This window comes from Halomonas sp. Mc5H-6 (assembly GCF_024124705.1).
Taxonomy (GTDB): Bacteria; Pseudomonadota; Gammaproteobacteria; order Pseudomonadales; family Halomonadaceae; genus Vreelandella; species Vreelandella subterranea.
On record NZ_JAMXSI010000013.1, the window covers coordinates 50,958 to 76,689 of the forward strand.

Consider the following 25,732-nt stretch of genomic DNA (forward strand, 5'->3'; position numbering starts at 1 on the left):
TTGCGGGCGTCCGCCGAGTGAATGCTTGGTGAAGTGCAGCTAAAAGGGTGTGTCCAGCGTTGATGGCCACCCGAAAGGGTGGCCTTTTTTTATTCCCTCCCCTACGCTTGCGCGCTCACCTTCGTCTTCGGCCTATAGAAAAGGCAGACGCCATGATCGAACTGAATAATGTCAGCAAAACCTACGGCTCCGGCCACGACGCCGTTCACGCCCTCAAAGGCGTTAACCTGGCGATCCCCAAAGGCGCCATTCACGGTGTTATCGGCCTGTCCGGCGCGGGCAAGTCGACGCTCATTCGCTGCGTCAACCTGCTTGAGCGACCCACTCAGGGCACGGTGACCGTCGATGGGCAAGAGATCACCCGGTTGAGCAACACGGCGCTGAACCAGGCACGCCACCGCATCGGCATGATCTTCCAGCACTTCAACCTGCTCACCACGCGCAACGTTTTCGACAACGTAGCGCTGCCACTGGAGCTGATGGGTCAGCCCAGGCGAGATATCCGTGAGCGCGTAAGCCCACTGCTTGAAATGGTTGGCCTGTCCGACAAGGCGGATCAATTTCCAGCGCAGCTATCCGGCGGGCAGAAACAGCGCGTTGCGATTGCCCGGGCGCTGGCCAGCAACCCTCGCGTGCTGCTGTGCGATGAGGCCACTTCCGCACTGGACCCGCAGACGACCAGCTCGATTCTGGAGCTGCTGCGCGATATCAACCACCAGCTCGGCATCACCATTTTATTGATTACCCATGAAATGGAAGTGGTTAAATCGATCTGCCATCGTGTCGGCCTGATATCCAATGGCGAGCTGGTCGAGGACGCCGAAGTCGGCGATTTCTTCACCGCACCCCGCACGCAGTTGGGGCGCGACTTTCTCAACGATTTTCTGCAGCTGTCGCCCCCCAAGGAGTTGCTTGAACGCCTCAGTGACAACCCCGACGCCAACGCACACCCGGTCGTGCGGCTTACATTTTCAGGCGATGCGGTATCCACGCCGCTCATTTCCCGCCTGGCACGGGACTGCGGCGTCGATGTGAGCATCCTGCAGGCCAAGGTGGAATCGATTCAGGAAAGAACGCTTGGCTTGATGATTGCCGAACTGCTGGGAACGTCTGAGCAGACGCAAGCCGCCATGGACTACTTGGCAGACCATCAATTACAGGTAGAGGTACTCGGCTATGTCCAGCGCAATGATTGAGCTTATTCTTCAGGCAACGCTCGATACCCTCTACATGGTCGGCATATCCGGGGTGATCTCGACGTTACTCGGGCTACCGCTGGGCGTGATGCTCTATGTAACGCGCCCCACTCAGATTCTGGCCAAGCCCTTACTGAACCATGCCCTGGGCATCGTGACCAACATCGGCCGCTCCATCCCATTTATTATCCTGATGGTGGCGATCATTCCCTTCACGCGGATGCTGGTAGGCACCTCCATCGGCATCAATGCGGCGTCAGTGCCATTGACCATTGCCGCGATTCCGTTCGTTGCCCGGCTGATCGAAGGCGCCCTCAATGAGCTCTCACCGGGCTTGATCGAGGCTGCCCAGGCCATGGGCGCAACCCCCTGGCAGATCATCACCAAGGTGCTTATCCCCGAAGCGCGGGGCGGCATTATTACCGGCCTTACCATCACGCTGGTCACACTGGTCAGCTACTCCGCCATGGCAGGCGCTGTTGGCGGCGGCGGACTCGGTGACCTGGGTATCCGCTATGGCTATAACCGTTTCAACCCGACCATCATGCTGATTACCGTGGTCGTACTCGTCGTCATGGTACAAGGCTTCCAGAGCCTGGGGGATTACCTGGTGCGCAAAACCGACCGCAAGTGATCGCATAGCTTTTCAGTGGACATATAACGAAAAAGCATTAAAATTACCCTTATTATCACCATTCATCAAAACTGACACTCGACAGGAGTTGCCATGAAGACATTCGCCCTCGGCACCATTACCGCACTCGCACTGGCCGTTAGCGCCAGCGCTCAAGCCGCCAGCATCAAGATGGGCACCGTTGCCGGCCCTGAAACAGAAGTCATGGAAGTCGCTGCCCGAATTGCCAAGGAAGAGTACAACCTTGACGTCGAAATTATCGAATTCACTGACTACGTAACGCCCAATGCGGCACTGGCAGATGGCAGCCTGGACGCCAACGCTTATCAGCACGAGCCCTATATGCAGTCCATGGTGAATGATCGTGGCTATGATTTCGCCATTGCAGGCTACACCTTCGTCTACCCCATCGGCGCATACTCAGAGAAGTACGACAGCGTTGACGAACTGCCCGAAGGTGCCCAGATTGCGCTGCCCAATGACCCGTCCAACGAAGGTCGCGCGCTGATCCTGATGCATAATGAAGGCCTCATCACGCTGAATGACCCCGAAAACCTCGAAGCGACGCCCATCGATATCGCCGAGAACCCCAACGACTTCCGTTTCCGCGAAATCGAAGCCGCGCAGCTACCGCGGGTTTTGCCGGATGTCGACATGGCCTTCATCAACAACACCTTCGCCCAGCCCGCTGGCTTGAGCCTTGACGACGCGCTGATCAAGGAAGGTCCGGAATCGCCCTACGTCAACCTGATTGCCGTTCGCGGTGGTGATGAAGACCGCGAGGAGATCCAGCAGCTGGTTGACGCCTATCAGAGCGAAGAAGTGATCGAGAAAGCCGAAGAGCTCTTCGATGGCGCCGCCGTACCCGGCTGGAAATAACCCTCGTCCCAGCTAGACAAGAGACCGACGACACCGGGCCGACAACTGTCGGCCCGGTGTCGTTATGAATATGCATAACCAGGGAGCCACCATGTCAGGTGATACCGTCAACTATGACCTCCTCAATCGCCAGCTCGCCGCCCTGCTGGATACCCGCGAATGGCTAACCAATAGCGCGCAGACCTGCGCCTTCATCATGCAGTCGCTACCCCACTTAAATTGGATCGGCTTTTATTTGCAACGCTCACCCGAAATGCTTGCGCTGGGTCCTTTTCAGGGTAAGCCCGCCTGCCATCCCATTCCGTTCAGCAAGGGGGTCTGCGGTGCTGCAGCGCGAACGCGTGCCACCCAGCGCGTTGACGATGTTCACAGCGTTGCCGACCATATCGCCTGCGATATCGAGTCCCGGGCGGAACTGGTCGTGCCGATTGTCAACGATGATCAGCTATGGGGTGTACTGGATATCGACAGCCCGCTGGAAGCACGCTTCAGTCATGAAGACCAAACCGGTATTGAAGCGTTGCTGACTACCTTTAAACGCCAAACCGACCTGCCTGTCTGGGATCACTGACGAACTAACGTCACTGACAACGCGATACGCCCTCCCGCAAAGCCCATCACACAAAAACAAAAACGCCCCGTCATGAGGAAAATGACGGGGCGCAATCGGAAATCTGGTAGGACCAGGCGGATTTGAACCGCCGACCTCCACGATGTCAACGTGGCGCTCTAACCAACTGAGCTATGGTCCTGAAATGTGCCATTGCTACTTGGCCGTTTGATGCCAATCGAGATGGTAGGACCAGGCGGATTTGAACCGCCGACCTCCACGATGTCAACGTGGCGCTCTAACCAACTGAGCTATGGTCCTGCCGAGCAACGGATGCGTATTTTACGTTTCCACCACTGAATTGCAAGCTATTTATCGACTTAGCAAGGTATCGCCAGTCGATGACGGCCACGTCGCCCGCGGGAACTTATCACACTCCCCGAATAGACCGAATGCTACACTGGGACAGCGCCACTCGACGAACGCACGACAACATGGGAGACCGGCCATGCCAGGCCTATTGCTGGGAAGCATCGCGACCGTCCTATTACTGGCAACACTGATTGCCCGCATCCGACTGCGCTGGTGGTGGATTCGTAGCTGTGAATTTCCACGCCTACAGATTGCAACCCTTGCCACAGCCTGCTTTATGGCAGCGCTATTCATCCCGACCTCACCTAGATGGCAAATGATCACGCTCGCCATTTGCCTGGCCGTCATCGTCATCCAGGCCTGCTATATCCTGCCCTGGACGCGCCTCTGGCCCAAACAGGTCCGCTCGACCAAGGTCAGCAATGACGCCCGCGATATGACGCTACTCGTCGCCAATGTCCTCACCCCTAACCGCCAGTCTTCTGGCCTTATCGATCAAATCCACGCGCACAAGCCCGACATCATTCTCACGCTGGAATCTGATCAATGGTGGCAGGACCAGCTCGACCCTGAACTGGACGTACAGTGGCCGTATAGCGTTAAGATCCCCCTGGATAACCTCTACGGCATGCATCTTTACTCACGCCTGCCGCTTGAGGCCACATCCATCAAGTGGCTTATCCAGGACGACATCCCCTCTATCCATACCCATGTCAGGCTACCGAGTGGCGAGGCGATTCGACTGTTCGCGGTGCATCCCCGCCCTCCCGCGCCGGGTGAAAGCGAAAAGTCACTCTGGCGGGATGCAGAGCTGTTGTGGGTGGGCAAACAAATCCAGCAGACACCGCAGCCAACACTGGTCGCCGGCGACCTTAACGATGTCGCCTGGTCACGCACCACTCGGCGCTTCTGCCGCGTTGCCGGCATGCTGGATCCTCGTCGAGGGCGGGGGATGTACAGCACCTTTCACGCTCAATACCCGATTCTGCGCTGGCCCCTCGACCATATTTTTGTCAGCGAGCACTTCACGCTCGGCCGCATGCATCGCCTGAAGGGCTTTGGCTCGGATCACTTCCCGATGCTTGCCACGCTTAGCTACCGGCCCGCCCGCAAGGACGAGCACGAGACACCCGAAGCAAGCACTGAGGAGGAAAGTGAGGCAAGTCAGACCATTCGCCAGGGTCAGCGCGAAGAGCAGCAGACCTAACCGTTGTCGTTATCCGGCACGCCACCTCGCGTGAGCGCCTCTGGGTCAAGCAGGCGTTCAAGGCTGTCGCGCCCAAGGTCGGTGTGCTCCTCGGCGACATCAATGATCGGCCGCCCGGTTTGATAGGCCTCCTTGGCGATGGCCGCTGCCGCATTGTAACCAATCACGCTGTTAAGTGCCGTGACCAGAATGGGATTGCGAGCGAGCGGTGCCTCAATGTTGTCCCGCCGCACCTTGAACGTCGCAATGGCACGGTCGGCTAACAGCCGCGTGGTATTGGTCATCAGCGTGATGCCCGTCAGCAAGTTATAGGCCACCAGGGGCAGCATGACATTCAACTGAAAATTCCCGCTCTGCCCGGCCACCGTTATCGCCGTATCCAGCCCAATCACCTGGGCGGCGGCCTGCGCGGCGGACTCCGGAATCACCGGGTTAACCTTACCGGGCATGATCGAACTGCCCGGTTGAAGCGCCTCGAGCTCGATTTCACCCAGCCCGGCAAGCGGCCCGGAGTTCATCCAGCGCAGGTCATTGGCGATCTTCATGACAATGCACGCCAAGCCCTTGAGATGCCCGGACAGCTCCACGGCCGCGTCCTGAGAGGCAATGCTGGCAAAAAAACTGTCGTTGGGCGTAAACGTCAGCCCCGTTTGCTCGGTTAGCTGAGCGGCCACCTGGTCGGCAAACCCTTGCGGTGCGTTAATGCCTGTGCCGACAGCTGTCCCGCCTTGCGCCAGACGACATAGCCGCGTCAGGCAACTATCCAGCCGCTCGATGGCCTGCCCCAGTTGGCTCGACCAGGCGCCCAGCTCCTGATCCATGCGTAGCGGCATGGCATCCATAAGGTGGGTGCGGCCGGTCTTGACCACATCCGAAAGCTCGTCAGCCCGTGAATCGATGGTACGGCGAAGATGCACCAGCGCCGGGCGAAGCGACTCATGCACCGCCAATGCAGCCGATACATGGATCGCTGTCGGAATCACATCGTTGCTCGACTGCCCCATATTGACGTGGTCATTGGGCAGGACCTCAACACCACGACGGCTGGCCAGGGTGGCGATGACCTCATTGACGTTCATGTTGCTTGAAGTGCCCGAGCCGGTCTGAAACACATCCACGGGAAAGTGCTCGTCGTGATCGCCATTGATCACTTCCTGGGCGGCCTGCCTGATCGCCTCGGCGCGATCCGGATCCAGCTCACCCAGCGCGAGATTGGTCTGGGCTGCGGCAAGCTTGATGCGTGCAATCGCGTGAATAAAGGCGACCGGCATCGGGCTGTGCGAGACCGGAAAATTATTCACTGCGCGCTGCGTCTGGGCGCCATACAACGCCTCGGCAGGAACATCCAGCTCTCCCATGCTGTCGCGTTCAATGCGCGTTTTCATGGTAATCCTCCTTGTCGATATCGGCAGGTAAACGTCGGCACGGTAATTTACCGACATGCCATCGTGAAACGGATTTAATTCTAGACTAATGGCCGCAGTATAAAACTCAAGCGACCTGCTATCAGCCTTATTGCCCGATCAAATTGCACCGCACGCATGTTGCACTGCACAAAAGTGCCTGCTATGCTGCAGCGCATGACACAAGGGAAAAGCACCACAGGACGATGTCTCGTCCAGCGATGCTACCCCTTTCATTTAGATGCGTTAGCACCGCTAAATCAGGAGATTTGATCATGAGCACTTTCAACACCAACGAGTGGACACAGCAGTTCGACAACTTCTTCATGGCTCCCGCACGCGCTTATGCCGCGCTGAGTGTCGACATGACAGAAAAGCTTTTCAATGCGCAGCTTGATGCGCAGAAAGCCTATGTCGATACCAGCCTTGCCCAGGCACGCAAGCTGATGAGCGTCAAAGACGCCGAAGAACTTCGCAGCTACATGGAAAATCAGCAGAAAGTGGCTAAAGAAGTGGCAGAACGCCTCAAAAGCGATGCGGATAACGTTGTTTCTCTACAGCAGGACTTCGTTCAGAAAAGCCAGAAGATTACCGAAGACAACATCAAGCAGGCGCAAACGGCTGCCAGCAAGATGGGTAAAACGGCCTGATTGGCATAACGGGTCGCTTGCATGACCGAGCGTCATGCGCATAAAGGTAGACGATATTTGACGAGCCGCCAGCCACCGCTGGTGGCTTTTTTATTGCCCTGGCCTTATTACCCGACCAGCATTACCAGCCCAGTGCGGATTTCACAAACGGGATGGTCAATTTACGCTGGGCGGAAAGCGAGGCTTGATCCAGCGTTTCCAGCGCTCGGCAAAGCGCGCCAAGTTCACGCGGCCCGCGATGCAGAATATAGCGGCCTACATCGTCGGGCAATTGCATCCCGCGGGCATGGGCCCTTAACTTTAGTGCCGCCAGACGGTCATCGTCATTGAGCGGATGCAGGTGGAACACCGTCCCCCAGGTCAGCCGCGAGGCCAGGTCGGGTAATACCACTTTCAATTGGCGAGGCGGCGCATTGGCGGCAATCACGAGATGCTTGCCGGCATCGCGCAGGCGATTGAAAGCATGAAAAAGCGCTTCCTCCCAGCGCTTTCGGCCTATCACCTGCTCCAGATCATCGATACAGACCAGGTCGAGCCGCTCGATATCTTCCAGCATCAAGGGTGGAAAATGACCTAGCTCGGCCAACGGCAGGTAAAGGGCCCGCTTGTCTCGATCGGAAGCGGCATGACAGGCAGCCTGCAATAAATGGCTGCGCCCTGAACCCGGCAGGCCCCATAAATAAATGAAATCCTCGCCGGTTTGCGCCCACTGCTGCTGCAGGCGGTCAAGCAACGCCGCATTGACCTCCCCAGCGTAATAGTTATGAAACGTAGCGTCGTCGCGCAAACCCACCCCGAGGGGAAGCTGCGCCGGCACCTGACTCATGAAGACTCCCTATCATCGCCGATCGCGGGCATCTCGTGGGCGTTGTGATCGTCATCGGCGTTATACAGATCACTGTTGATGTAACGGTCCCTGGCCTCGCGCAGCAGCACCATGATGACCGCCGCGGCGGGCAAGGCAAGCAACACCCCCGTCAGGCCGAACAAGTTCCCACCCGCCAGCACTGCAAAAATAACCGCGACCGGGTGAAGGCCTATCTTGTCGCCTAACAGCTTGGGTTGTAACACCACGCTTTCCGCCACCTGGCCAATCGTAAACACGGCGACAACACCCAGAAGTCCCCACCAAGTACCAAACTGGAAAAGCGCGACAATCAGCGCTACGCACAGCCCCAGGATAAAGCCAAGAAACGGCACGATGCTCACCAGGCCGGAAACCACCCCGATCAACAAGCCAAAGTCCAGCCCGATCAGGGTCAACCCGCTTGCATAGATAATGCCCAGGCAAAGCATGACCAGCAGCTGGCCACGCAGGAACGACGCCAGCACTTCATCACAGCGGCTCACCAGGCGGCTAACATCATCCGCCCACTGGCGAGGGATCAGGTTGCCAATATTGGTGATAAGGCGATCCCAGTCCAGCAGCAGGTAAAACGTCACGACAGGGATCAGCGCCACGTAGGTGATCCAAGACACGAAGGCCATCCCGGAGCGGCCTATCTGCCCGAGTGCCTGGGCCAGATAACCACCGGCATCGCGCCAGTTCTCGACCAGCGTCTCGCGCACATTGACCAGTTCAGAACGCAGATCGTAACCGGTCCATTCGAACACCTGCGGCGCCAGGGTATTTTCCCCCCAGGCAAAGATACCCGGCACGGCGTCACTTAACTGCTTCAACTGCTGAATCACGAGGGGGATGATGATCAGCAGGCTAACAACCAGCACCAACAGCAGCACACAGAAAACGCTGCTGACGGCCACCGCACGATTCATCCCCCAGCGCTGGAAGTGATTGGCCAGCGGGTCCGCCAGATAGGCCAGGATGATACCGGCAATAAACGGCATTAAAACGGCATCCAGTAAATACAGCAGTCCGAACACCAGGACTAATAACAGGATCCCCCACCATGAATTGCGCATATAACTCCTTTAGATGGCCACTGTCACGATAGCCTACTATGCCGGATATAAAGAAAAACCGCCTGCTTTTGTTAACGTCATACGCCAGCCGATGCGAGCCTTGCCACCGGGTGTTACAATCCCGTTCAATCATTGCCCGGCTCTGGCGGCGTACGCCAGTCACTATCGCACCGTACTTTGCTCCATAGGACCTGTCATGACCGACACCTCTTCTTCGCACGCCTCATCGGGACCGTCACTCAGTTATAAAGACGCAGGCGTTGACATCGATGCTGGCAATGCGCTGGTAGATCGCATCAAGCACGTTGCCAAGCGCACGACGCGCCCGGAAGTCATGGGCGGGCTCGGCGGATTCGGCGCGCTTTGCGAGCTACCTCAAGGGTATCAACAGCCGGTACTGGTCTCCGGCACCGACGGCGTGGGTACCAAGCTGCGTCTCGCCATGACGCTCGGCAAACACGACACCATCGGCATTGACCTGGTGGCCATGTGCGTCAACGATCTTATCGTTGCCGGTGCCGAGCCTTTGTTGTTCCTCGACTACTATGCCACGGGTAAATTAAATGTCGATATCGCGGCGGACGTGGTCACCGGTATCGGTGCCGGCTGTGAACAGGCAGGCTGCGCGCTTGTCGGTGGCGAGACCGCCGAAATGCCCGGCATGTACGAAGGTGACGACTACGACCTGGCCGGATTCTGCGTTGGCGTGGTCGAGAAAAGCGAGATCCTCGATGGCAGCCGCGTAGCGGAAGGCGACGTTTTACTCGGCCTGGCCTCCTCCGGGCCTCACTCAAACGGCTACTCGCTGATTCGCAAGATTATCGAGCACAGCAATGCGCCACTGGATACCGAGGTCGACGGTGTTGCGCTGGGCGATGCCCTGATGGCGCCGACGCGCATTTATGTCAAGGCGCTGCTTTCCCTGCTACGAGACACAGACCTATCGGTTCATGCGCTTTCCCACATCACTGGTGGCGGGCTGCTCGAGAACATTCCCCGCGTGCTCCCCGACTCGCTCGCAGCACGCATCGACACCCAGGCGTGGACGCGACCAGCGGTATTCGACTGGCTTCAAACCCAGGGAAATGTCACCGACACCGAAATGTACCGGGTTCTGAACTGCGGTATCGGTATGGTCGTCGTCGTCCCTGAAGCCGAGGCCAGCCAGGCAATTCGCCACCTCGAAGCCCAAGGCGAAACCGTCTATCGACTGGGACAGATTAAACCACGCCAGCAGGATGCCGTGGTGTTGGAGAATTTACCGGCATGAGCAGCACCGACTACAACAGCGACACCTTAACGGACATGACCCCCGAGCCCACTACGCCGCCTCGTGTGGTCGTGTTGATTTCCGGCAGTGGCAGCAACCTGCAAGCGCTTATCGAGGCACAGTCACACGACCGTTTGGGCGGCGAGATTGTGGCCGTTATATCCAACGAAGCCGATGCCTATGGCCTCAAGCGCGCCCGTGACGCCGGTATTGATGCCGTTGCACTGCCGCACCGGGAATACGACAGTCGTGAGGCTTACGACGGGGCACTGATCAAGGTGATCGAACGCCATGAGCCCGACCTCATCGTGCTGGCGGGTTTCATGCGTATTTTGACACCCCGCTTTGTGCAGCGCTTTCTGGGCCGGATGCTGAACATCCACCCCTCGCTGTTACCGGCTTACCAGGGTCTCAACACCCACGCTCGCGCCCTCGCGGACGAGGCCAAGCAGCATGGCTGCAGCGTTCATTTCGTTACCGAGGAGCTGGATGGCGGGCCGGTGGTCTTACAGGCCGAACTCAACGTCACCTCTGACGATGACGTTGAATCGCTGAAGCAGAAAGTCCAGGCCCGTGAGCACCTGATCCTGCCCATCGCCGTACAGTGGTTTTTACAGGGGCGCCTTCAATACAGCGGTGACGGCGCCACCATGGACGGCCACCTCTTGCCCCTCCATGGCATGCGACTGTCCCACGCCGACGCTGCCGAAGAGCTCGACGAGTCCGAGTCCGTCTAGGCAGGCCCTACGCCATCGTACAAAAAAGCCGAGCGGCCAACACCGCTCGGCTTTTTTGCTTGGCAGACAGGCATCATTCAGGTACGCGGTAACGTCACGCCGCGCTGGCCCATGTACTTGCCGCCACGATCCTTGTAGGAGGTCTCGCACACTTCGTCGGATTCCAGGAACAGCATCTGCGCGACACCCTCGTGCGCATAGATTTTGGCCGGCAGATTGGTCGTGTTCGAGAACTCCAGGGTGACGTGCCCTTCCCACTCCGGTTCCAGGGGAGTGACATTGACGATGATCCCACAACGAGCATAGGTGGATTTACCCAGGCATATCGTCAACACATTGCGCGGAATACGGAAATACTCCACCGTCCGCGCCAGCGCAAAGGAATTGGGCGGAATAATGCAGACATCGCCTTTGACGTCGACAAAGCTTTTATCATCAAACGCTTTAGGGTCCACGATCGCCGAATGAATATTGGTAAAGACCTTGAATTCATCCGAGCAACGGACATCATAGCCATAGCTGGATGTGCCGTAGGAAATAACGCGCTGGTCGTTAATGTAACGGACCTGGCCCGCTTCAAAAGGCTCAATCATGGCATCGCTTTCTGCCATGCGCCGGATCCATTTATCGGACTTGATGCTCATTAGTTACGTCGTCACTCGCTGAAGGAAATAGTGGGACTTTCTTTATTCTGGCCATCAACACTTTGCGCCACCCGCGTGGCAATTGCGGCAAACGTCTGGCTGACCGACCCTTCCGGCTCCGAAACGACGCTTGGCCGACCTGAGTCGGTCAGCTCACGAATGGACAGGGTCAATGGCAAACGACCCAACACCTCGGTGTCATATTCCTCGGCAATACGGTCGCCGCCGCCAGCACCGAATATCGGGGCTTCATGGCCGCACTTTTCGCAGTGGTAAAGGCTCATGTTTTCCACCACACCCAGTACAGGCACATTCACCTTGCGGAACATCTCGATGCCTTTCCGCGCATCCAGCAGGGCGATATCTTGCGGCGTGGTCACGATCACAGCCCCGGAAACGGCGACTTTCTGGGCCAGGGTCAACTGGATGTCGCCAGTGCCGGGTGGCATGTCGATAAGCAGAAAATCCAGATTATCCCACTGGGTTTGATTGAGCATCTGCTGGAAAGCGCCCACCACCATGGGCCCACGCCAGACCATGGCTTCCCGGGTATTGACCATGAACGCCATCGACATGGCTTGCAGCCCATGGGCCTCAAGCGGCAGGAATTTATCGTCACCCGCCGCCTGCGGCCGCACGCCCTCGGCGACCCCTAGCATTTGCGCCTGACTGGGGCCATAGATATCCGCATCCAGAACCCCCACACGATAGCCTTGGGCAGATAACGCCAGCGCCAGGTTCACGGTAACCGTAGACTTGCCGACGCCCCCCTTACCCGAGGCCACAGCGATGATATGTTTTACGCCTTCCATTTAGACAGACTCCTCGTCTGGCATTGAATCAATAAGTGCAAGAATCATACTCCTCGCGGGCCAAATCATAAACCGGCACCAAAAAGAACGGGTGCTGACGTATCAGCACCCGCTCATCCAGGCTACGACGCTGGTCAACAATGCCTAGCTGGCTTCGTCTTCCTGGTTGTCGCTTTCGCTGTCAGACGATGGCTCGTCACCACTCTGGCTAGTATCGTCATCGCCGCCCCCTTGATTGGCGCTTTCACCGGCATCATTGGCCGCATTACCGGTACGCGAATCCAGCGTGGATAGCTCGTCACGCCATTCATTCAACTGGGTTTCCAAGCGCTCCAGTTGCTCTTCACGGGTAGACACCTGATCTTCAATCTTGGCCAGTTCCTCGCGGCCCATTTCGATGGCGACCATGATATCTTCCATCTCGCTGCGCACATCGTTCAGACTACTCTCTTCCTCCTCGCGCAGCGCTTTCAGCGAATCGACCTCTTCTTGCAACGCATCGCGCTCGCTGGCAACGCTGTCACGGGCCTGCTGAACCTCATCGCGCTCAGCTTCAGCGTTGGCGATGTCGTCTTGAAGGCTGGACAAGCGCTCATTCGCCTGCTCAATCTGGCTGTTGACGTCATCCAGCGTTTCTCTGGCGGCGTCACGCTCTTCAACCGCCTGCTGGCGTTCGTTGGCCGCTTCCTGCCGGGCTTCTTCTGCCTCTTGGCGCGCATTTTCAGCGCTCTGACGAGCCTCTTCGGCTTCCTGGCGCGCCTGATCAGCTTCCTCGCTGGCCTGCTGAACCTGATCACGCTCTGCGCGCAGGGTTTCCAGCTCGCTTTCTGCGTCGCTTACCTGCTGGTTCAGTTCGTCAACGCTGGTTTGCAGCGAGTCGCGCTCTTCTTGCAATGACTCAAGCTCAGAACGCGTATCACTCACTTGCTGCTGGAGGTTTTCCAGGGCCTGCTGCTCTTCGGACTGCTGGTTTTCAAGCGCCCCCATTTCCTCCTGCAACGCCGATAGATTCGCTTCGGCATCGTCAACTTCGTTGAGTTGCTGGGTCAGCGATGTGTTTTCTTCCTCAACGTTTGCCACCTGCTCTTCCAGCGCCGCGACACGGTCCCGGCTGGTGCCGACGTTTGACTGCGCCATGATCGCCCAGATCACGGCTATTGCGGCGATACCCGCGATCCCCTTCACGCGATTATCACGAAACAGTGTCTTCATATCCGGCTTGCTGTCGGTCGGCTTTTGATCGGTTTGCTGCTCGTCTGACATGTCGCCTCTCCCTTTGGTATTCGCTGCGCGTTACGCGTACCGGTGTTGGCTGCGCATTGGGCAGCAGACAGTGATAACTATCAGCCTGCTAGCTACCAGCATACACAGCTTAGAGTATCTAGCCACTCTGAGGACAAGACGCTAGCGTTGACAGTTTAACGCTAGTCGCCAGAACCGGCGGGTGGCGTTGGGTGCTTACCTTGTCGAAACCCCTTGGCATCGGTCTGATCCACGTCGAACCATGCCAGCTGTGCGTTCAATGACACCACATGACCGACAATCAACAAGGTCGGCGGCTTTATGTAACCGGTATAGAAAGTATCAGGCAGGGCGCGCAAGCTGCCAATATGCGTTTGTTGCTGCTGTGTCGTGCCCTGCTCAATCAGCGCCAGCGGCGTATCGTCGGCCATACCGTGAGTGATCAACGCTTTGCAGATCACCTCGACACTCCCCAACCCCATATAAAACACCAGCGTCTGACCCGGGCACGCCAATGTCTGCCAGTCCAGATCACACTCACCGTTTTTGAGATGGCCGGTGACAAAACGCACCGATTGAGCATGGTCGCGGTGGGTCAGCGGAATACCCGCATAGGCTGCACAGCCCGACGCTGCCGTAATCCCCGGAATCACCTCCACGGGGACACCCGCCTCTATCAGGGTTTCAAGCTCTTCCCCTCCACGGCCAAAAATAAACGGGTCGCCCCCCTTGAGCCGAACCACGCGATTGCCTGCCCTGGCCCAGTCCACCAGGGCCTGGTTGATACCCTCCTGAGGGACGCTGTGCGACGAACGTGCCTTGCCTACATAAAACTGCTGAACCCTTGACGGCAGCAGCGCCAGGATCTCGTCGCTTACCAGGCGGTCGTGCAACACCACATCCGCATGCTGCAAGCGCTTGAACGCCTTGAGCGTCAGTAACTCAGGATCCCCTGGCCCAGCCCCTACCAGGCTGACGCGCCCCTGCATGCATGCGTCATCTTGTATAGACGTGCTGTGCGACAAAACACACCTCATCGGAATAAAAAGAATATTTTATATGCATAAACGTAATGCTTTTCGCTCGTATATGCCATTAGCAACGTTAAACCAACGTATTATATATCTTTTTAGTCTCATTGATTTTTTAGATATAGCAAAAAAATATGTAAATGTATCAAATTGTAGGAAATGGCTTACATTCCAATTACGTTTTTAAGGCTATCCTAGCCGATTGTTTTTTTGATGGCACCGCTTTCCAATGGTACAGCTTCGGAGATTCACGCATGTCCGTGAATGATATCCCCTTATCGCTCAACGCCGAGCAACTTATCAGTCAGATTCCTGGCGTCGTCTTTCAGTTCTTCCGGCACCACAATGGCCATATGTCCATTCCGTTCATGGAAGGCGCCGGGGTGACGTCAGCACCGATTGATCGCGACCAACTGGCAGAAGATGCCCATACGGCGCTCGAGCAGTTGACCGGCGCGGATTATCCGAAACTGATGTCAGCCATTGAACGTTCGGCCCAGGGCATGCTGCCGCTGGCCACTCGGTTCCGCCTTGCGCCACCCGGGCATAAAGCAAAGTGGATAGGCGTCAGCGCCACCCCCGAACCCATGCCGAATGGCGTTCGCTGGCATGGCATCATGATGGATATCAGCGACCAGGTCAGCGAAGAACAGCGGCTTCGCAAGCTGTGCGATACCGACCCCCTTACCAGCCTGCCTAACCGGCGCAAGCTAATGGTCCAGTTGACCCACCTGGCATCGCTGAGCTCGCGACACGGCACTCCGCTATCCATCATGATGCTCGACATCGACCACTTTAAACATATCAATGACCGATGGGGGCATCTCCAGGGCGATGACGTCCTGAAACGGCTGGCCACCCTGGCGCAATCGCTACTGCGCAGTGAAGACATGATTGCCCGACTGGGGGGTGAAGAATTCATGGCCCTCTTGCCGCTTACCCCGGTCAAGCAATGCCATCAGTTGGCAGACCGATTACGCCATCAAATTGCCGAACATGATTTCGGCATCGGCGTCGGCAAGGTCACGCTGAGCATCGGCGTTGCCGAGTATCGCTGTGGCGAACCCATCGCGAGCCTGATCGAGCGCGCGGATCAGGCGCTTTATAGTGCCAAAGATGTTGGTCGTGACTGCGTCTGCCTTCTATCCTGATAGTGCAAGACATTCATCATCCTTATTAAGGAGGTAGTCAAATGACCTCACTGGCCCAACAACAGTGTGAACCCTGCAGCGGCGACGCACGCCCCATGACGCGCAGCGAGTGCGAAAGCCAGCTAAAGACCCTACCCGAGTGGCGAATTGTCGATCACGATGGCATTATGAAGCTGTCACGCAGCTTTACGTTTCGTGATTTTGCCAATGCGCTGGCGTTCACACAGCGCGTGGGCGAACTGGCCGAACAGGCGGGCCATCACCCCGTGATCACCACCGAGTACGGGAAAACCACGGTCACCTGGTGGAGCCACGCGATTGATGGTCTGCACCAAAATGATTTCATTCTTGCCGCTAGAACCGACGAGGTAGCCGAATAAATGTTTGAGCATATTGAGCGAGTCCCCGGAGACGCCATTCTTGGGCTAATCGAAGCTTTCAAAAAAGACACCAATCCTCAGAAAGTCGACTTAGGCGTTGGCGTTTACCGCGATGCGCACGGCAATACGCCGGTAATGCGTGCGGTCAAAGAGGCCGAAGCTCGCTTGCTCAGCAATGAAACCACCAAAACCTATATTGGTTCACACGGCGCTCCCGCCTACGGGGGCGTTGTGCTGCCAATGGTACTGGGTGCCAATTCACCCGTACTGGAAGCCAATCGTGCCAGCGCCACCCAGTCGCCCGGGGGCACTGGGGCACTGCGTCTAGCGGCCGATTTCATTGCCACCCAACTGCCCGACCGGGGCATTTGGGTCAGCGACCCGACCTGGCCGAATCACCATGGCATCTTTACCGCCGCGGGTATCGAGTTGCACAAGTACCCCTATGTCGACCCCGATAACCGCCTCGACTTTGACGGCATGCTGGGGGCGTTGAAGAAGATCCCCGAAGGCGATGTGGTCGTACTTCACGCCTGCTGCCACAACCCTACCGGGTTCGACCTTTCCAAGTCCCAGTGGCAGCAAGTGCTCGAGGTGGTTAAAGAGCGCCAGTTACTGCCGCTCATCGACTTTGCCTATCAAGGGTTCGGGGAAGGCCTGGATGAAGATGCCTACGGTGTTCGGCTGTTTGCCGAGCAGCTGGACGAGGTGATCATCACCAGCTCGTGCTCGAAAAACTTCGGCATTTACTGCGAGCGCACCGGCTGCCTGATCATGGTGGCCAAAGATGCCGAGCAGATGGAAAACATCCGCTCACAGGTCGCCATTGTCGCGCGGGAAAACTACTCCAACCCGCCCGCCCACGGCGGTGCCATTGTCAGCGAGATTCTGCATGACGCGGAACTGTCCGTCATGTGGCGCGAGGAGTTGACCGAAATGCGCGACCGCATCAACACCCTGCGTCGTGATTTCGTCGAAGCCCTGAAACCCTACGGGCTGGATGAGAAGTATGCGTGTGTTGCCGAGCAGCGCGGCATGTTCTCCTATACCGGCCTGACGCCGGAACAGGTCGACCGACTGCGCGACGAGTTCGGTATCTATATGGTGCGCTCAGGCCGCGCCAACGTGGCCGGTTTCTCCCAGGAAAACCTGCCTTACCTGGCGAAGGCGATTGCCGCGGTTAACGACTAAACACGCAGGCAGAGTGCGTTTCCATGCCCAGGCTTGCCTGGGCATTTTTGTTTAGCCCCTCACCGACACCCCATTAACCAGAGGCAGTCATGGCGACGCAACATCACTACCCGTGGTACAAGAAAGAAGACACCGACGCATTCTTCGCTTTGTTCCAGAACAACATTGCGAACTTTGTCATCATTGCCATCACCATGCTTGGCATGGGTTTTCCTGCCTCCATCGTCTATGGACAAGTGCTGCCCGGGGCGGCGGTTGCCGTGATGGTCGGCAATTTCTATTACGCCTGGAGCGCCTCACGGCTAGCCCGCAAAGAGCAGCGCACGGATGTGACCGCCTTGTCCTACGGCATTTCCACGCCGGTCATGTTCGTCTTCCTGTTCGGCGTCTTGCTGCCCGCCAAGGAGCTGACGGGAGATGTCACCCTCGCCTGGCAGGTGGCAGTGGCCGCCTGCTTTATCAGCGGCGCCATTGAAGCCGCCATCAGCCTGATCGGCCGCTGGGTACAATATCATCTTCCGCGAGCTGCCATGCTCGGTGCCGTTGCCGGGGTGGCGCTGACCTTTATTGCTGGCGAAATGTTGTTCAAAACGCTGGAAATGCCGGTGATTGGCTTGCTGGTACTGGCCATCATCATTGTCGGCTTGCTTGCCCGGGTCAGCATGCCACTGAAAATCCCCACCTCGCTATTCGCGATCATCCTGGGCACCGCCATGGCCTACTTGATTGGTGATGCAGGCGGAGATCGCTTCAGCGACGCCTTTACCCACCTGGGTTTTTACCCGCTGCTGCCCAACCTGGCCTGGTGGGAAGGCCTGGGGCTGCTGGCCACTGGCATGCTTGCCATTCTGACCGTGGTGTTGCCGATTACGCTGTATAACGCCATTGAAACCATGAACAACGTCGAGGCCATGGAAGCCGCCGGCGACAAGTACGACGTACGTGAATGCCAGGCGGTCGATGGGGTAGGCACCATGCTGGGCGCCCTGTTTGGCGGCGTCTTCCCCACCACGGTGTATATTGCCACCGTTGGGGCGAAGTGGATGGGGGCCGGGCGTGGCTATAGCCTGCTGAACGGAGCCGTTTACGCCATCGCCACCATGTTCGGGTTAATCGCCATGATTTCGGCGATCATCCCCGTCTCGGTGGTCGCTCCTATCCTGGTCTTTGTGGGCATTTCCATGATCGCCACGGCGTTTCAGTCCAACGACAGCCGTTACTACCCCGCGGTCGCGCTGGCCATGCTGCCCTACTTTGCCAACTACGTGATGACCCGCTTTAACCGTGGCGCTGAAGACATCGTCAGCGATATTTCCACCGCCATTGTGGCCACCGGCCAGGGCGCCATGTTCATGGCCATTTTCCTGGGCGCCATGACGGTCTCCGTGATTGATCATCAGTTTCGACGGGCAGCCATCTTCGCCCTGATCGCAGCGGCTTTCTCGTTTGTCGGCTTGATGCACGCGTCAGAGCTCGGCATCAACGCGGCGCCCAGTTTCAGCATGGGCTATCTGGCGATGGCACTTTTGTTCGGCTACTTTGCGTTTCAGGAAAAGCCCACACCATCTAGCCCGCATTAACCCCCGCTTGCCGGTGAGGACGGGACAGAATACGTCTCAGCAGCAGCCAGGCGACTAACCCGGCAAGCACATTACCCAAGGCCGCTCCGGCGGCCAATCCCCACCATCCGGCCAATTGCTCACCGAGCCACAGGCAGGGTAAGTAGCACACAAACAAGCGTGCGCCAGACAGCAGCATCGCGCGTAGCGGCCAGCCCAACGCATTGCCCGCGGACACCACCAGCATACAGACGCCAAGCGCCGCATAGCTTGGCAGCAGGAAGCGAATCAGCAGCACCAGTTCATGCTGCACATCCGGGTTGCCTGCCAGCGCCATGCCAAGCCAGGGCGCCCCCAGCGCCAGCAATATACCCAGGGTCAACTGCCAGACCACCGCCACACCCAGTGCCAGGCGTAGAAGACGATGGATCTGGTCCCAATCACCGGCCCCATAACAACGACCCAGCCAGGGCGGCAACGACATCGTCATGGCTAAGATCACCATTAACGACAGCGTTTCCAGGCGGCTTGCCAAGCCCCAGGCAGCGACTTGGCTCTCACCCAGGCCAGCCACCACCGAAATCGCCAGCATGGCGGCCAGGGGCGGCATAAGCTGACTCACCATGGCCGGCGCCGCAATGCCCATGAAAGGCCGCCAAGACTGTCGGCCTTCCTGCCATAGCCCTTCTCGCGAAGCCCAGCCGCGTTTCAACAAACGGCCCCCGGTTGCCAGCAACCCACAGCCAAAGGCAATCGCCGTCGCCCAGGCAGCTCCCGGCAGTCCCCAGCCGGACCACGGCCCTATGCCGAAGATCAGCACAGGATCCAGGACCAGGTTGATCAGACTGGTGATCACCATCATTTTTCCCGGCAGCCGGGTATCGCCATGGGCACGAAAAACGCTGTAGACAAAATAGAGCAGCGCCCCCAGCCAGGCTGCCAGAAGCTGCGGTGGCCAATAGCTGCGCAAATACCCAAAGGTGTTACTTTCGGCGCCTAACAAACTGAATATCGGCATCTGAAAGGCCCACAGCAGCATAGCTAGACAAGCAATCACGGCGCCACCCGCCATCAGCACCAGACTGCTCAACCGCTTGGCACGGGCCTTTTCACCAGCCCCCAGCGCACGGGATATCAACGCCGCAATGGCGATTCCCATCCCCACCTGAATCCCGATGATCAGAAACGACAGCGGGAAGGTGAACGACTGGGCAGCCAGCGGTACCGTGCCCAGGCGGGCAATAAAGGCGCTATCAACCAGTTGAAACCCAAGTAGCGACAATACCCCAATCGCCATCGGCCAGGTTTGCTGCCACAGGGTTTTGCCCAATCCTGCCGTTTGCTGAGTGCTAGCCGCCAACACCTATACTCCTGTTGAATAAACGCAAAAAACGCCACCACCCCCGAAGGCGTGGTGGCGCTTTTAGAAGCGCTGAATTACTGGCGAATACCTTCGAAGGTCACATAAAGCTCCAGCTCATGCATCGCTTCGGGGAAGTCGCTCATATCAATACCAAAATCACCCAGCGTAATCATGGTGCTACCTTCAAAGCCAGCACGGTAGCCACCCCAGGGGTCTTCGCCTTCGCCCATCAGGGTAACGGGCATTTCAATTTCCTGGGTTTGACCATGCAGGGTCAGATCGCCGGTCACCACACCTTCATCATCACCGGTCGACTCAAAACCTGTCGAAGTGAAGGTAGCCGTGGGATATTCTTCTGCGTTGAGGAAATCACTGCTCAAAATGTGACGATCGCGTTCGCCATGGTTGCTGTTCAGGCTGCTTACCTGGACTTCCATGTCGACAGATGATGCATCGAGATCATCGGCGTCGTAGCTAAACTCACCCGAGAAATCTTCAAAGCTACCCAGGATGTAGGAATAGCCCAGATGGCTGATCTTGAACTGAACAAAGGCGTGCTGCCCTTCAGTATCGATGGTGTAATCAGCTGCCTGAGCCTGGCCCAGCGTGACAAGCCCTGCGGCGGCAACGGCCGTGGTCAGTAAGGTTTTCTTCAACATGCTGCAACTCCTTTCTCGATGAAAAGCACCGTCTTGAAAGGTGCTCCTTGAAGCCATCCCGTCGGGAAAGCCTGATACGTCAACGCGATGTGGGTTTCAACATACGCCGTAATGTGTCGTAGCGATCATGGAAGTGGTGCTTGAAGGCTGCCAGCGAGTGCCCCACAGCCAGCAACATCAAGGCCCAGGCACTGTACCAATGCAGGTCACCGGCAATCACCGACTGTTGGGGCAAACCATGCACCAGCGCAGGCACCACAAACCAGTCAAACACATTAATACCGCTTCCATCCGCCGTGGAGATCAAATACCCCGTGGTCATGACCACAAGCAGGGTGACATACAGCATTACGTGGCCCAGGTGCGCCATCAGAATGGCAAGTCGGCTTCCATGCCCCCGGGGCGTAGGCTGCGACCACCGCCAGGCGATGCGCGCCAGGGTCGCGGCGAAAAGCAGCATGCCAATCGAGCGATGTACCCAGGGGCCCAGATTGTACCAGGGGTCATAATACCCCAACCCGGTCATCCACCAGCCCAGGGCAAAGAGCCCGACAATCGTGATGGCACTTAGCCAGTGCAACATAATACTGATGATGCCCCAGCCAGCCTGCGTGTTTCCCCACATCGGATATTCCTTTCTTGGACGCCTTCCTTAGGCGTGATCTGAAAGTGATGATAGCGGCAAAATGGATTGTAAACCGCTGAAAAAAGCAGAACACACCATTCGTAAAAAACGTTGGACAACGCCTTTACACAATCAGGACGGGCTAAAAAAACCGGCCATGGGCCGGTTTCAGATCGCGTTTGGCAGGCGACTAACCTGCCAGCAAGGCATCCAACCCTCTGGCGAGATCATTTTGAATGTCTCGCTGGTTTTCCAGCCCGACGGCGACACGCACCAGCCCCGGCGAAATACCGGCAGCCGCTCGTTGCTCATCGCTCAAGCGGCCATGCGTGGTCGTGGCGGGATGGGTGATCGTCGTTTTGACATCTCCCAGGTTGCCGGTGATCGACAGCATACGGGTCGCATCAATCACCTGCCACGCGCCCTCCTGACCATAGAGGACCTCGAACCCAAGCACCGCGCCAAAGCCGTCCTGCTGCTGCCTGGCGAGTTCATGCTGCGGATGGTCGACAAGGCCGCTATAGAACACCTTGTTAACCGCCGGGTGGGCATAAAGCCACTCGGCAAGGGTTTGTGCCTGTTCACAGTGAGCCTTCATCCGCAGCGAGAGCGTTTCCAACCCTTTGGTAAATATCCAGGCGTTGAACGGACTCATGCACGGGCCACAGGTGCGTACGACCCCGAACACCTCTTCCAGCACGTCGTGCTTACCCACCACGGCACCGCCTACCGCACGCCCCTGCCCATCGAGGTACTTGGTTGCAGAGTGAATCACCAGGTCAGCCCCCAGTGCGATGGGCTGCTGAAGTGCCGGCGTTAAGAAGCAGTTATCAATCGCGAGCCAGACATCATGGCGTTTAGCCAACGCTGACAGCGCAGCGATATCGGCTACTTCAGACAGCGGGTTCGACGGCGTTTCAGCAAACAGCAAGCGCGTATTGGGGGTGATCGCCGCTTCCCACGCCGCCAAATCGGAGAGCTCCACATAGCGGGTGGTAATACCGAACTTGCCGAAATATTTATCGAACAGGCTCACCGTGGAGCCAAACAATGAACGCGAAGCGACGATTTCATCGCCTGCCGATAGCAGCGCCAGCACCGTTGACAGGATAGCGGACATTCCCGAACTGGTGGCCACGCAGCGTTCGCCGCCTTCCAGCGCCGCTAACCGGCGCTCAAAGGTATGAACGGTCGGGTTGGTGAAGCGGGAATAAACGTTGCCAGCCTCGCGACCACCAAACTTGCGCGCTGCTTCAGCGGCGCTGTCATACACGAAGCTGGACGTGGGAAAAATCGGCTCCGCGTGTTCCTGCTCAAAGGTACGCTCGTGTCCCGCCCGAATCGCTAGCGTTTCCAGCGACCACGCGTCTTGCTGGCTGTCATCTTGCATGGGCTAGTCTCTTGTTCAAACACACCATTTAATCGTCCAGGTCGTCGTCATCCTGATTATGCATGTCGACCAGGGCATGGTCACCGGCGCTCTGGTCCTTGGCCAGGTCATTTCGGCTGGCCTCCAGCACCGCCAGGTAGGCATCGTCAATATCCCCCGTGACGTAGTTGCCGTCGAATACCGAACAGTCAAAGGCTTCCAGTTCGGGATTCACTTCACGGCAGGCATCTTTCAGGTCCTCGATATCCTGATAGAAAATCCGGTCGGCACCTATCAACTCGCCGACTTCTTCTTCCGTACGCCCATGGGCTATCAACTCAGAAGCCGCAGGCATGTCGATGCCGTAAACGTTGGGATAACGCACCGGCGGTGCCGCAGAGGCAAAGTAGACTTTCCGCGCTCCGGCGTCGCGGGCCATCTGGATGATCTGCTTGCAGGTGGTGCCGCGCACAATCGAGTCATCCACCAGCAGCACATTCTTATCTTTAAACTCGATGTCGATGGCATTCAGCTTCTGGCGGACTGATTTCTTGCGCTGGGTCTGCCCCGGCATGATGAAGGTTCGACCGATATAGCGGTTCTTCATGAACCCTTCGCGGTAGGTAACGCCAAGGTGCTGCGCCATTTCCAGCGCCGAGGTACGCGACGTATCGGGAATCGGAATCACCACGTCGATATCGTGATCGGGCCATTCATTAAGCACACGGTCACCGAGCTTACGCCCCATCTGCATGCGGGTACCGTAGACATAGGCGCCGTCGAGAATCGAATCGGGCCGTGCCAGGTAAACGTGTTCGAAAATACACGAGCGCAGCTGGGGACGGTCGGCACACACCTGGGTATGCACGTTGCCCTGCATATCGACAAAGACCGCTTCACCCGGCGACAGATCCCGCTCCAGCTCGAAGCCACCCACATCCAGGGCAACCGACTCGGAGGCGATCATGACATCCTGGCCGTTTTCTGCCTGGCGTGTACCAAACACCACCGGCCGAATGCCGTGAGGGTCACGAAACGCCACCATGCCAAACCCGTTGATAATCGCGACGGCGGCATAGCCCCCCTGGCAACGACGATGCACCCGGCGTACGGCATCAAAGATATCCTCGGCTTCCAGGTGCAGGCCCTGCTTGCCCAGCTCGTGGGCAAATACATTGAGCAGCACCTCGGAGTCCGAGCTGGTGTTGATATGGCGAAGGTCCGTCGAAAACAGTTCCTGCTTGAGCTGTTCGGAATTGGTCAGGTTGCCGTTGTGGGCAAGCGCGATACCATAAGGGGAGTTGACATAAAAAGGCTGCGATTCGGCTTCGCTGGAGGAACCGGCGGTGGGATAGCGGACGTGCCCGATACCCAGGTTGCCTTTCAAACGCGCCATGTGACGCGTATGAAACACATCGCGCACCAGGCCGTTACTCTTGCGCAGTAAAAAGCGTCCCTCGCTCCAAGTCATCATCCCGGCAGCGTCCTGGCCGCGATGCTGAAGAACGGTCAGGGCGTCGTAAATACCCTGATTTACCGCTTGCTTGGCCAGAAGGCCGACGATACCGCACATTCCCGTTACCTCGCTTGATGCTGGCTTAACCTACGTAAGCCGGTACATGTCAGATAAAACTATCAAAGTTCACGCCCCTGGCGTAAATCCGGCAGCGTGATGTCGTTGAGCGTGGACGGCGCTTCGGGAAGTTCACCGCCCCATTGATCCAGCCGGTTAATGGCGTAGTTGCGCAATTCGATAAAGGTGGGGCGTAGCGTTGCCTGCTGCCAAGCCTGAAGCTCTGATAGTGGCGTCAGCATAATCAGCACGGTCACCACCAGCAGGATGACCGCCCCACGCGCGATGCCAAACGCCGCACCGGCAAAGCGGTTAAGCAACCCCATGCCGACCCACTCGACCGCCGCATGCACCAACCTGATAACAATGCCACACAGCAGAATGACCGCAAAAATCACTAACGCAAAGGCCAGCACCAGGCGCGCGTCAAAACTGTCGATGAAACCGCTCATCAACTCGGCGACGGGCTCAGCCAGCACCCTGGCCACCATCAGGGCAATCACCCAGGCCGCCAGCCCCAGCGCTTCCCGGACAAAACCGCGTACAAACCCCGCCAGCATTGACAACGCCAGCACCGCTAAAAAGGCGGCGTCTATCCAGGTAAGCGCCATGATTATTCCCGAACTCGAACCAGCAGGCCTTGGACATTGGCTCGCTGTTTAACATCGCTCATTGCCGCTTCACCCTCTTCCGAAGTCGCAAAGGGGCCGACATAGACGGTTGTCATGTCATTGTCGCGGTCGCGCTGGTAGACAGCAAAGCCTTCACTGCTTAGCTGTTCACTCAAGCGTTGAGCGTTATCAGGGTTGCCGAAGCTGCCAACCTGAACCGCCCATTCGCCAGCTGAATCGGCCTGCGGCGTCGACGCTGCCTGGGCGCCAGCGGGTTGCTCCTCAGGCGTATCACTCACTGACTGGCTATTTGAAGCGATCAGGTCGGCAATCGGATCGCTCTGCTCGCTCGCTGGTGCTTCGTCGGCGTCACTGGCTGCCTGCGCTTCGTCTGAGGCGCCATCATCATTACGAGTCAGTTGATCAGTATCCGGGCTGGCGGGATCCACTTCAAGCGGCTCCTCAGTTGCCTGAGCGGCCACGCTCGGATCTACCTGCTCGGCGGGGTCGCCAATCGATTCAGGGCGCTGCGGAGGGTCAACATCACGGCGCTCGACTTCCACCGGTTGCTCGATGACAAAATTCGGTTGGGGACGCTCTTCACGCGGCGCCGGGTCACTCATCAGCCACGGCACGATGATGGCCAACAGCGCGAGCAGAATGACGATACCGCTGATCCGTTCCGTTTTACCGTATTTCAT

Annotated in this window: 26 protein-coding genes and 2 tRNA genes; 12 read left to right on the forward strand and 16 right to left on the reverse strand. The window is 57.7% G+C overall.

Annotation, left to right across the window (positions count from 1 at the left end; genetic code table 11):
* Positions 1 to 152 precede the first annotated feature (152 nt).
* From NH395_RS15525 to NH395_RS15540, 4 genes are all read left to right on the forward strand, one after another.
* The gene (locus tag NH395_RS15525; RefSeq protein WP_253026141.1) at positions 153 to 1,196 is read left to right on the forward strand and encodes a methionine ABC transporter ATP-binding protein; all 1,044 of its coding nucleotides are present in this window, start codon (positions 153 to 155) and stop codon (positions 1,194 to 1,196) included.
* Positions 1,177 to 1,830: a methionine ABC transporter permease gene (locus NH395_RS15530; RefSeq protein ID WP_253026143.1), complete on the forward strand. Its 654-nt coding sequence runs from the start codon at positions 1,177 to 1,179 to the stop codon at positions 1,828 to 1,830. Before NH395_RS15525 ends, NH395_RS15530 begins: the two co-directional genes overlap by 20 nt.
* A gap of 93 nt (positions 1,831 to 1,923) precedes the next feature.
* A complete protein-coding gene (locus NH395_RS15535; RefSeq protein WP_253026145.1) occupies positions 1,924 to 2,709 on the forward strand; it encodes a MetQ/NlpA family ABC transporter substrate-binding protein in 786 nt (261 codons plus the stop codon).
* A 91-nt stretch (positions 2,710 to 2,800) separates the two neighbouring features.
* The gene (locus NH395_RS15540) at positions 2,801 to 3,280 is read left to right on the forward strand and encodes a GAF domain-containing protein (RefSeq protein ID WP_253026147.1); all 480 of its coding nucleotides are present in this window, start codon (positions 2,801 to 2,803) and stop codon (positions 3,278 to 3,280) included.
* Between the two features lie 104 nt (positions 3,281 to 3,384).
* Here the strand turns inward: NH395_RS15540 and NH395_RS15545 are convergent.
* Positions 3,385 to 3,461 (reverse strand) — tRNA-Val (locus NH395_RS15545).
* A gap of 42 nt (positions 3,462 to 3,503) precedes the next feature.
* A tRNA-Val gene (locus tag NH395_RS15550) sits at positions 3,504 to 3,580 on the reverse strand.
* A gap of 187 nt (positions 3,581 to 3,767) precedes the next feature.
* On the opposite strand from NH395_RS15550, the gene NH395_RS15555 reads away from it, so the two are divergent.
* Positions 3,768 to 4,838, forward strand: a complete 1,071-nt coding sequence (locus NH395_RS15555; protein ID WP_253026149.1) for an endonuclease/exonuclease/phosphatase family protein — start codon at positions 3,768 to 3,770, stop codon at positions 4,836 to 4,838.
* Here NH395_RS15555 and NH395_RS15560 read toward each other — a convergent pair.
* Positions 4,835 to 6,223, reverse strand: coding sequence for a class II fumarate hydratase (locus tag NH395_RS15560; RefSeq protein ID WP_253026151.1), 1,389 nt, complete (start codon positions 6,221 to 6,223; stop codon positions 4,835 to 4,837). The genes NH395_RS15555 and NH395_RS15560 overlap by 4 nt on opposite strands.
* A gap of 293 nt (positions 6,224 to 6,516) precedes the next feature.
* Between NH395_RS15560 and NH395_RS15565 the strand changes: the two genes are divergently transcribed.
* On the forward strand, positions 6,517 to 6,891 hold the full coding sequence (locus NH395_RS15565) for a phasin family protein (protein ID WP_066315349.1): 375 nt from the start codon (positions 6,517 to 6,519) through the stop codon (positions 6,889 to 6,891).
* 121 nt (positions 6,892 to 7,012) lie between these two features.
* On the opposite strand, the gene hda is transcribed toward NH395_RS15565, so the two are convergent.
* Together hda and NH395_RS15575 are read right to left on the reverse strand one after the other, a co-directional pair.
* Positions 7,013 to 7,717 (reverse strand): DnaA regulatory inactivator Hda, encoded by a 705-nt coding sequence (gene hda, locus NH395_RS15570; RefSeq protein ID WP_253026153.1) that lies wholly within the window; start codon positions 7,715 to 7,717, stop codon positions 7,013 to 7,015.
* Positions 7,714 to 8,814 carry an AI-2E family transporter gene (locus tag NH395_RS15575; protein WP_253026155.1) on the reverse strand — a complete coding sequence of 367 codons (1,101 nt, stop codon included), beginning with the start codon at positions 8,812 to 8,814 and terminating at the stop codon, positions 7,714 to 7,716. The genes hda and NH395_RS15575 overlap by 4 nt, the downstream gene beginning before the upstream one ends.
* Positions 8,815 to 9,010: 196 nt before the next feature.
* Here NH395_RS15575 and purM point away from each other — a divergent pair, with 196 nt between their 5' ends.
* Together purM and purN are read left to right on the forward strand one after the other, a co-directional pair.
* Positions 9,011 to 10,084 carry a phosphoribosylformylglycinamidine cyclo-ligase gene (gene purM / locus NH395_RS15580; protein ID WP_253026157.1) on the forward strand — a complete coding sequence of 358 codons (1,074 nt, stop codon included), beginning with the start codon at positions 9,011 to 9,013 and terminating at the stop codon, positions 10,082 to 10,084.
* Positions 10,081 to 10,821, forward strand: a complete 741-nt coding sequence (purN, locus tag NH395_RS15585; RefSeq protein ID WP_253026159.1) for a phosphoribosylglycinamide formyltransferase — start codon at positions 10,081 to 10,083, stop codon at positions 10,819 to 10,821. Before purM ends, purN begins: the two co-directional genes overlap by 4 nt.
* 77 nt (positions 10,822 to 10,898) lie before the next feature.
* Here the strand turns inward: purN and dcd are convergent, their stop codons facing one another.
* The 4 genes from dcd to cobA all read right to left on the reverse strand — a co-directional run bounded on the left by dcd (position 10,899) and on the right by cobA (position 14,508).
* Entirely contained in the window at positions 10,899 to 11,465 is a 567-nt protein-coding gene (gene dcd, locus NH395_RS15590) for a dCTP deaminase (RefSeq protein WP_066315332.1), read from the reverse strand.
* A gap of 11 nt (positions 11,466 to 11,476) precedes the next feature.
* The gene (gene apbC, locus NH395_RS15595; protein ID WP_092828835.1) at positions 11,477 to 12,277 is read right to left on the reverse strand and encodes an iron-sulfur cluster carrier protein ApbC; all 801 of its coding nucleotides are present in this window, start codon (positions 12,275 to 12,277) and stop codon (positions 11,477 to 11,479) included.
* A 144-nt stretch (positions 12,278 to 12,421) separates the two neighbouring features.
* Positions 12,422 to 13,540 (reverse strand): kinesin, encoded by a 1,119-nt coding sequence (locus NH395_RS15600; protein ID WP_253026161.1) that lies wholly within the window; start codon positions 13,538 to 13,540, stop codon positions 12,422 to 12,424.
* A gap of 161 nt (positions 13,541 to 13,701) precedes the next feature.
* Positions 13,702 to 14,508, reverse strand: coding sequence for a uroporphyrinogen-III C-methyltransferase (cobA, locus tag NH395_RS15605; RefSeq protein ID WP_253026163.1), 807 nt, complete (start codon positions 14,506 to 14,508; stop codon positions 13,702 to 13,704).
* 296 nt (positions 14,509 to 14,804) lie between these two features.
* Here cobA and NH395_RS15610 point away from each other — a divergent pair, with 296 nt between their 5' ends.
* The 4 genes from NH395_RS15610 to NH395_RS15625 all read left to right on the forward strand — a co-directional run bounded on the left by NH395_RS15610 (position 14,805) and on the right by NH395_RS15625 (position 18,852).
* Positions 14,805 to 15,701, forward strand: a complete 897-nt coding sequence (locus NH395_RS15610; protein WP_066315320.1) for a GGDEF domain-containing protein — start codon at positions 14,805 to 14,807, stop codon at positions 15,699 to 15,701.
* A gap of 41 nt (positions 15,702 to 15,742) precedes the next feature.
* Entirely contained in the window at positions 15,743 to 16,081 is a 339-nt protein-coding gene (locus NH395_RS15615) for a 4a-hydroxytetrahydrobiopterin dehydratase (protein WP_066315311.1), read from the forward strand.
* The gene (locus tag NH395_RS15620) at positions 16,082 to 17,272 is read left to right on the forward strand and encodes an amino acid aminotransferase (protein WP_253026165.1); all 1,191 of its coding nucleotides are present in this window, start codon (positions 16,082 to 16,084) and stop codon (positions 17,270 to 17,272) included.
* Between the two features lie 89 nt (positions 17,273 to 17,361).
* Entirely contained in the window at positions 17,362 to 18,852 is a 1,491-nt protein-coding gene (locus NH395_RS15625) for an NCS2 family permease (protein WP_253026167.1), read from the forward strand.
* On the opposite strand, the gene NH395_RS15630 is transcribed toward NH395_RS15625, so the two are convergent.
* The 7 genes from NH395_RS15630 to NH395_RS15660 form a co-directional block, all read right to left on the reverse strand.
* Positions 18,839 to 20,128 (reverse strand): MATE family efflux transporter, encoded by a 1,290-nt coding sequence (locus tag NH395_RS15630; protein WP_253026225.1) that lies wholly within the window; start codon positions 20,126 to 20,128, stop codon positions 18,839 to 18,841. The two genes, NH395_RS15625 and NH395_RS15630, sit on opposite strands and share 14 nt — an antisense overlap.
* Before the next feature lie 140 nt (positions 20,129 to 20,268).
* The gene (locus NH395_RS15635; protein ID WP_253026169.1) at positions 20,269 to 20,853 is read right to left on the reverse strand and encodes a YceI family protein; all 585 of its coding nucleotides are present in this window, start codon (positions 20,851 to 20,853) and stop codon (positions 20,269 to 20,271) included.
* Positions 20,854 to 20,932: 79 nt separating this feature from the next.
* Complete coding sequence (locus NH395_RS15640) at positions 20,933 to 21,478, reverse strand: cytochrome b (RefSeq protein ID WP_066315292.1); 546 nt, start codon at positions 21,476 to 21,478, stop codon at positions 20,933 to 20,935.
* Positions 21,479 to 21,668: 190 nt separating this feature from the next.
* On the reverse strand, positions 21,669 to 22,868 hold the full coding sequence (locus NH395_RS15645; protein ID WP_253026171.1) for an O-succinylhomoserine sulfhydrylase: 1,200 nt from the start codon (positions 22,866 to 22,868) through the stop codon (positions 21,669 to 21,671).
* Positions 22,869 to 22,896: 28 nt separating this feature from the next.
* A complete protein-coding gene (gene purF / locus NH395_RS15650; protein ID WP_066315288.1) occupies positions 22,897 to 24,420 on the reverse strand; it encodes an amidophosphoribosyltransferase in 1,524 nt (507 codons plus the stop codon).
* A gap of 62 nt (positions 24,421 to 24,482) precedes the next feature.
* Positions 24,483 to 25,031: a CvpA family protein gene (locus NH395_RS15655; protein ID WP_066315286.1), complete on the reverse strand. Its 549-nt coding sequence runs from the start codon at positions 25,029 to 25,031 to the stop codon at positions 24,483 to 24,485.
* Between the two features lie 2 nt (positions 25,032 to 25,033).
* Positions 25,034 to 25,732 (reverse strand): SPOR domain-containing protein, encoded by a 699-nt coding sequence (locus NH395_RS15660; protein WP_253026173.1) that lies wholly within the window; start codon positions 25,730 to 25,732, stop codon positions 25,034 to 25,036.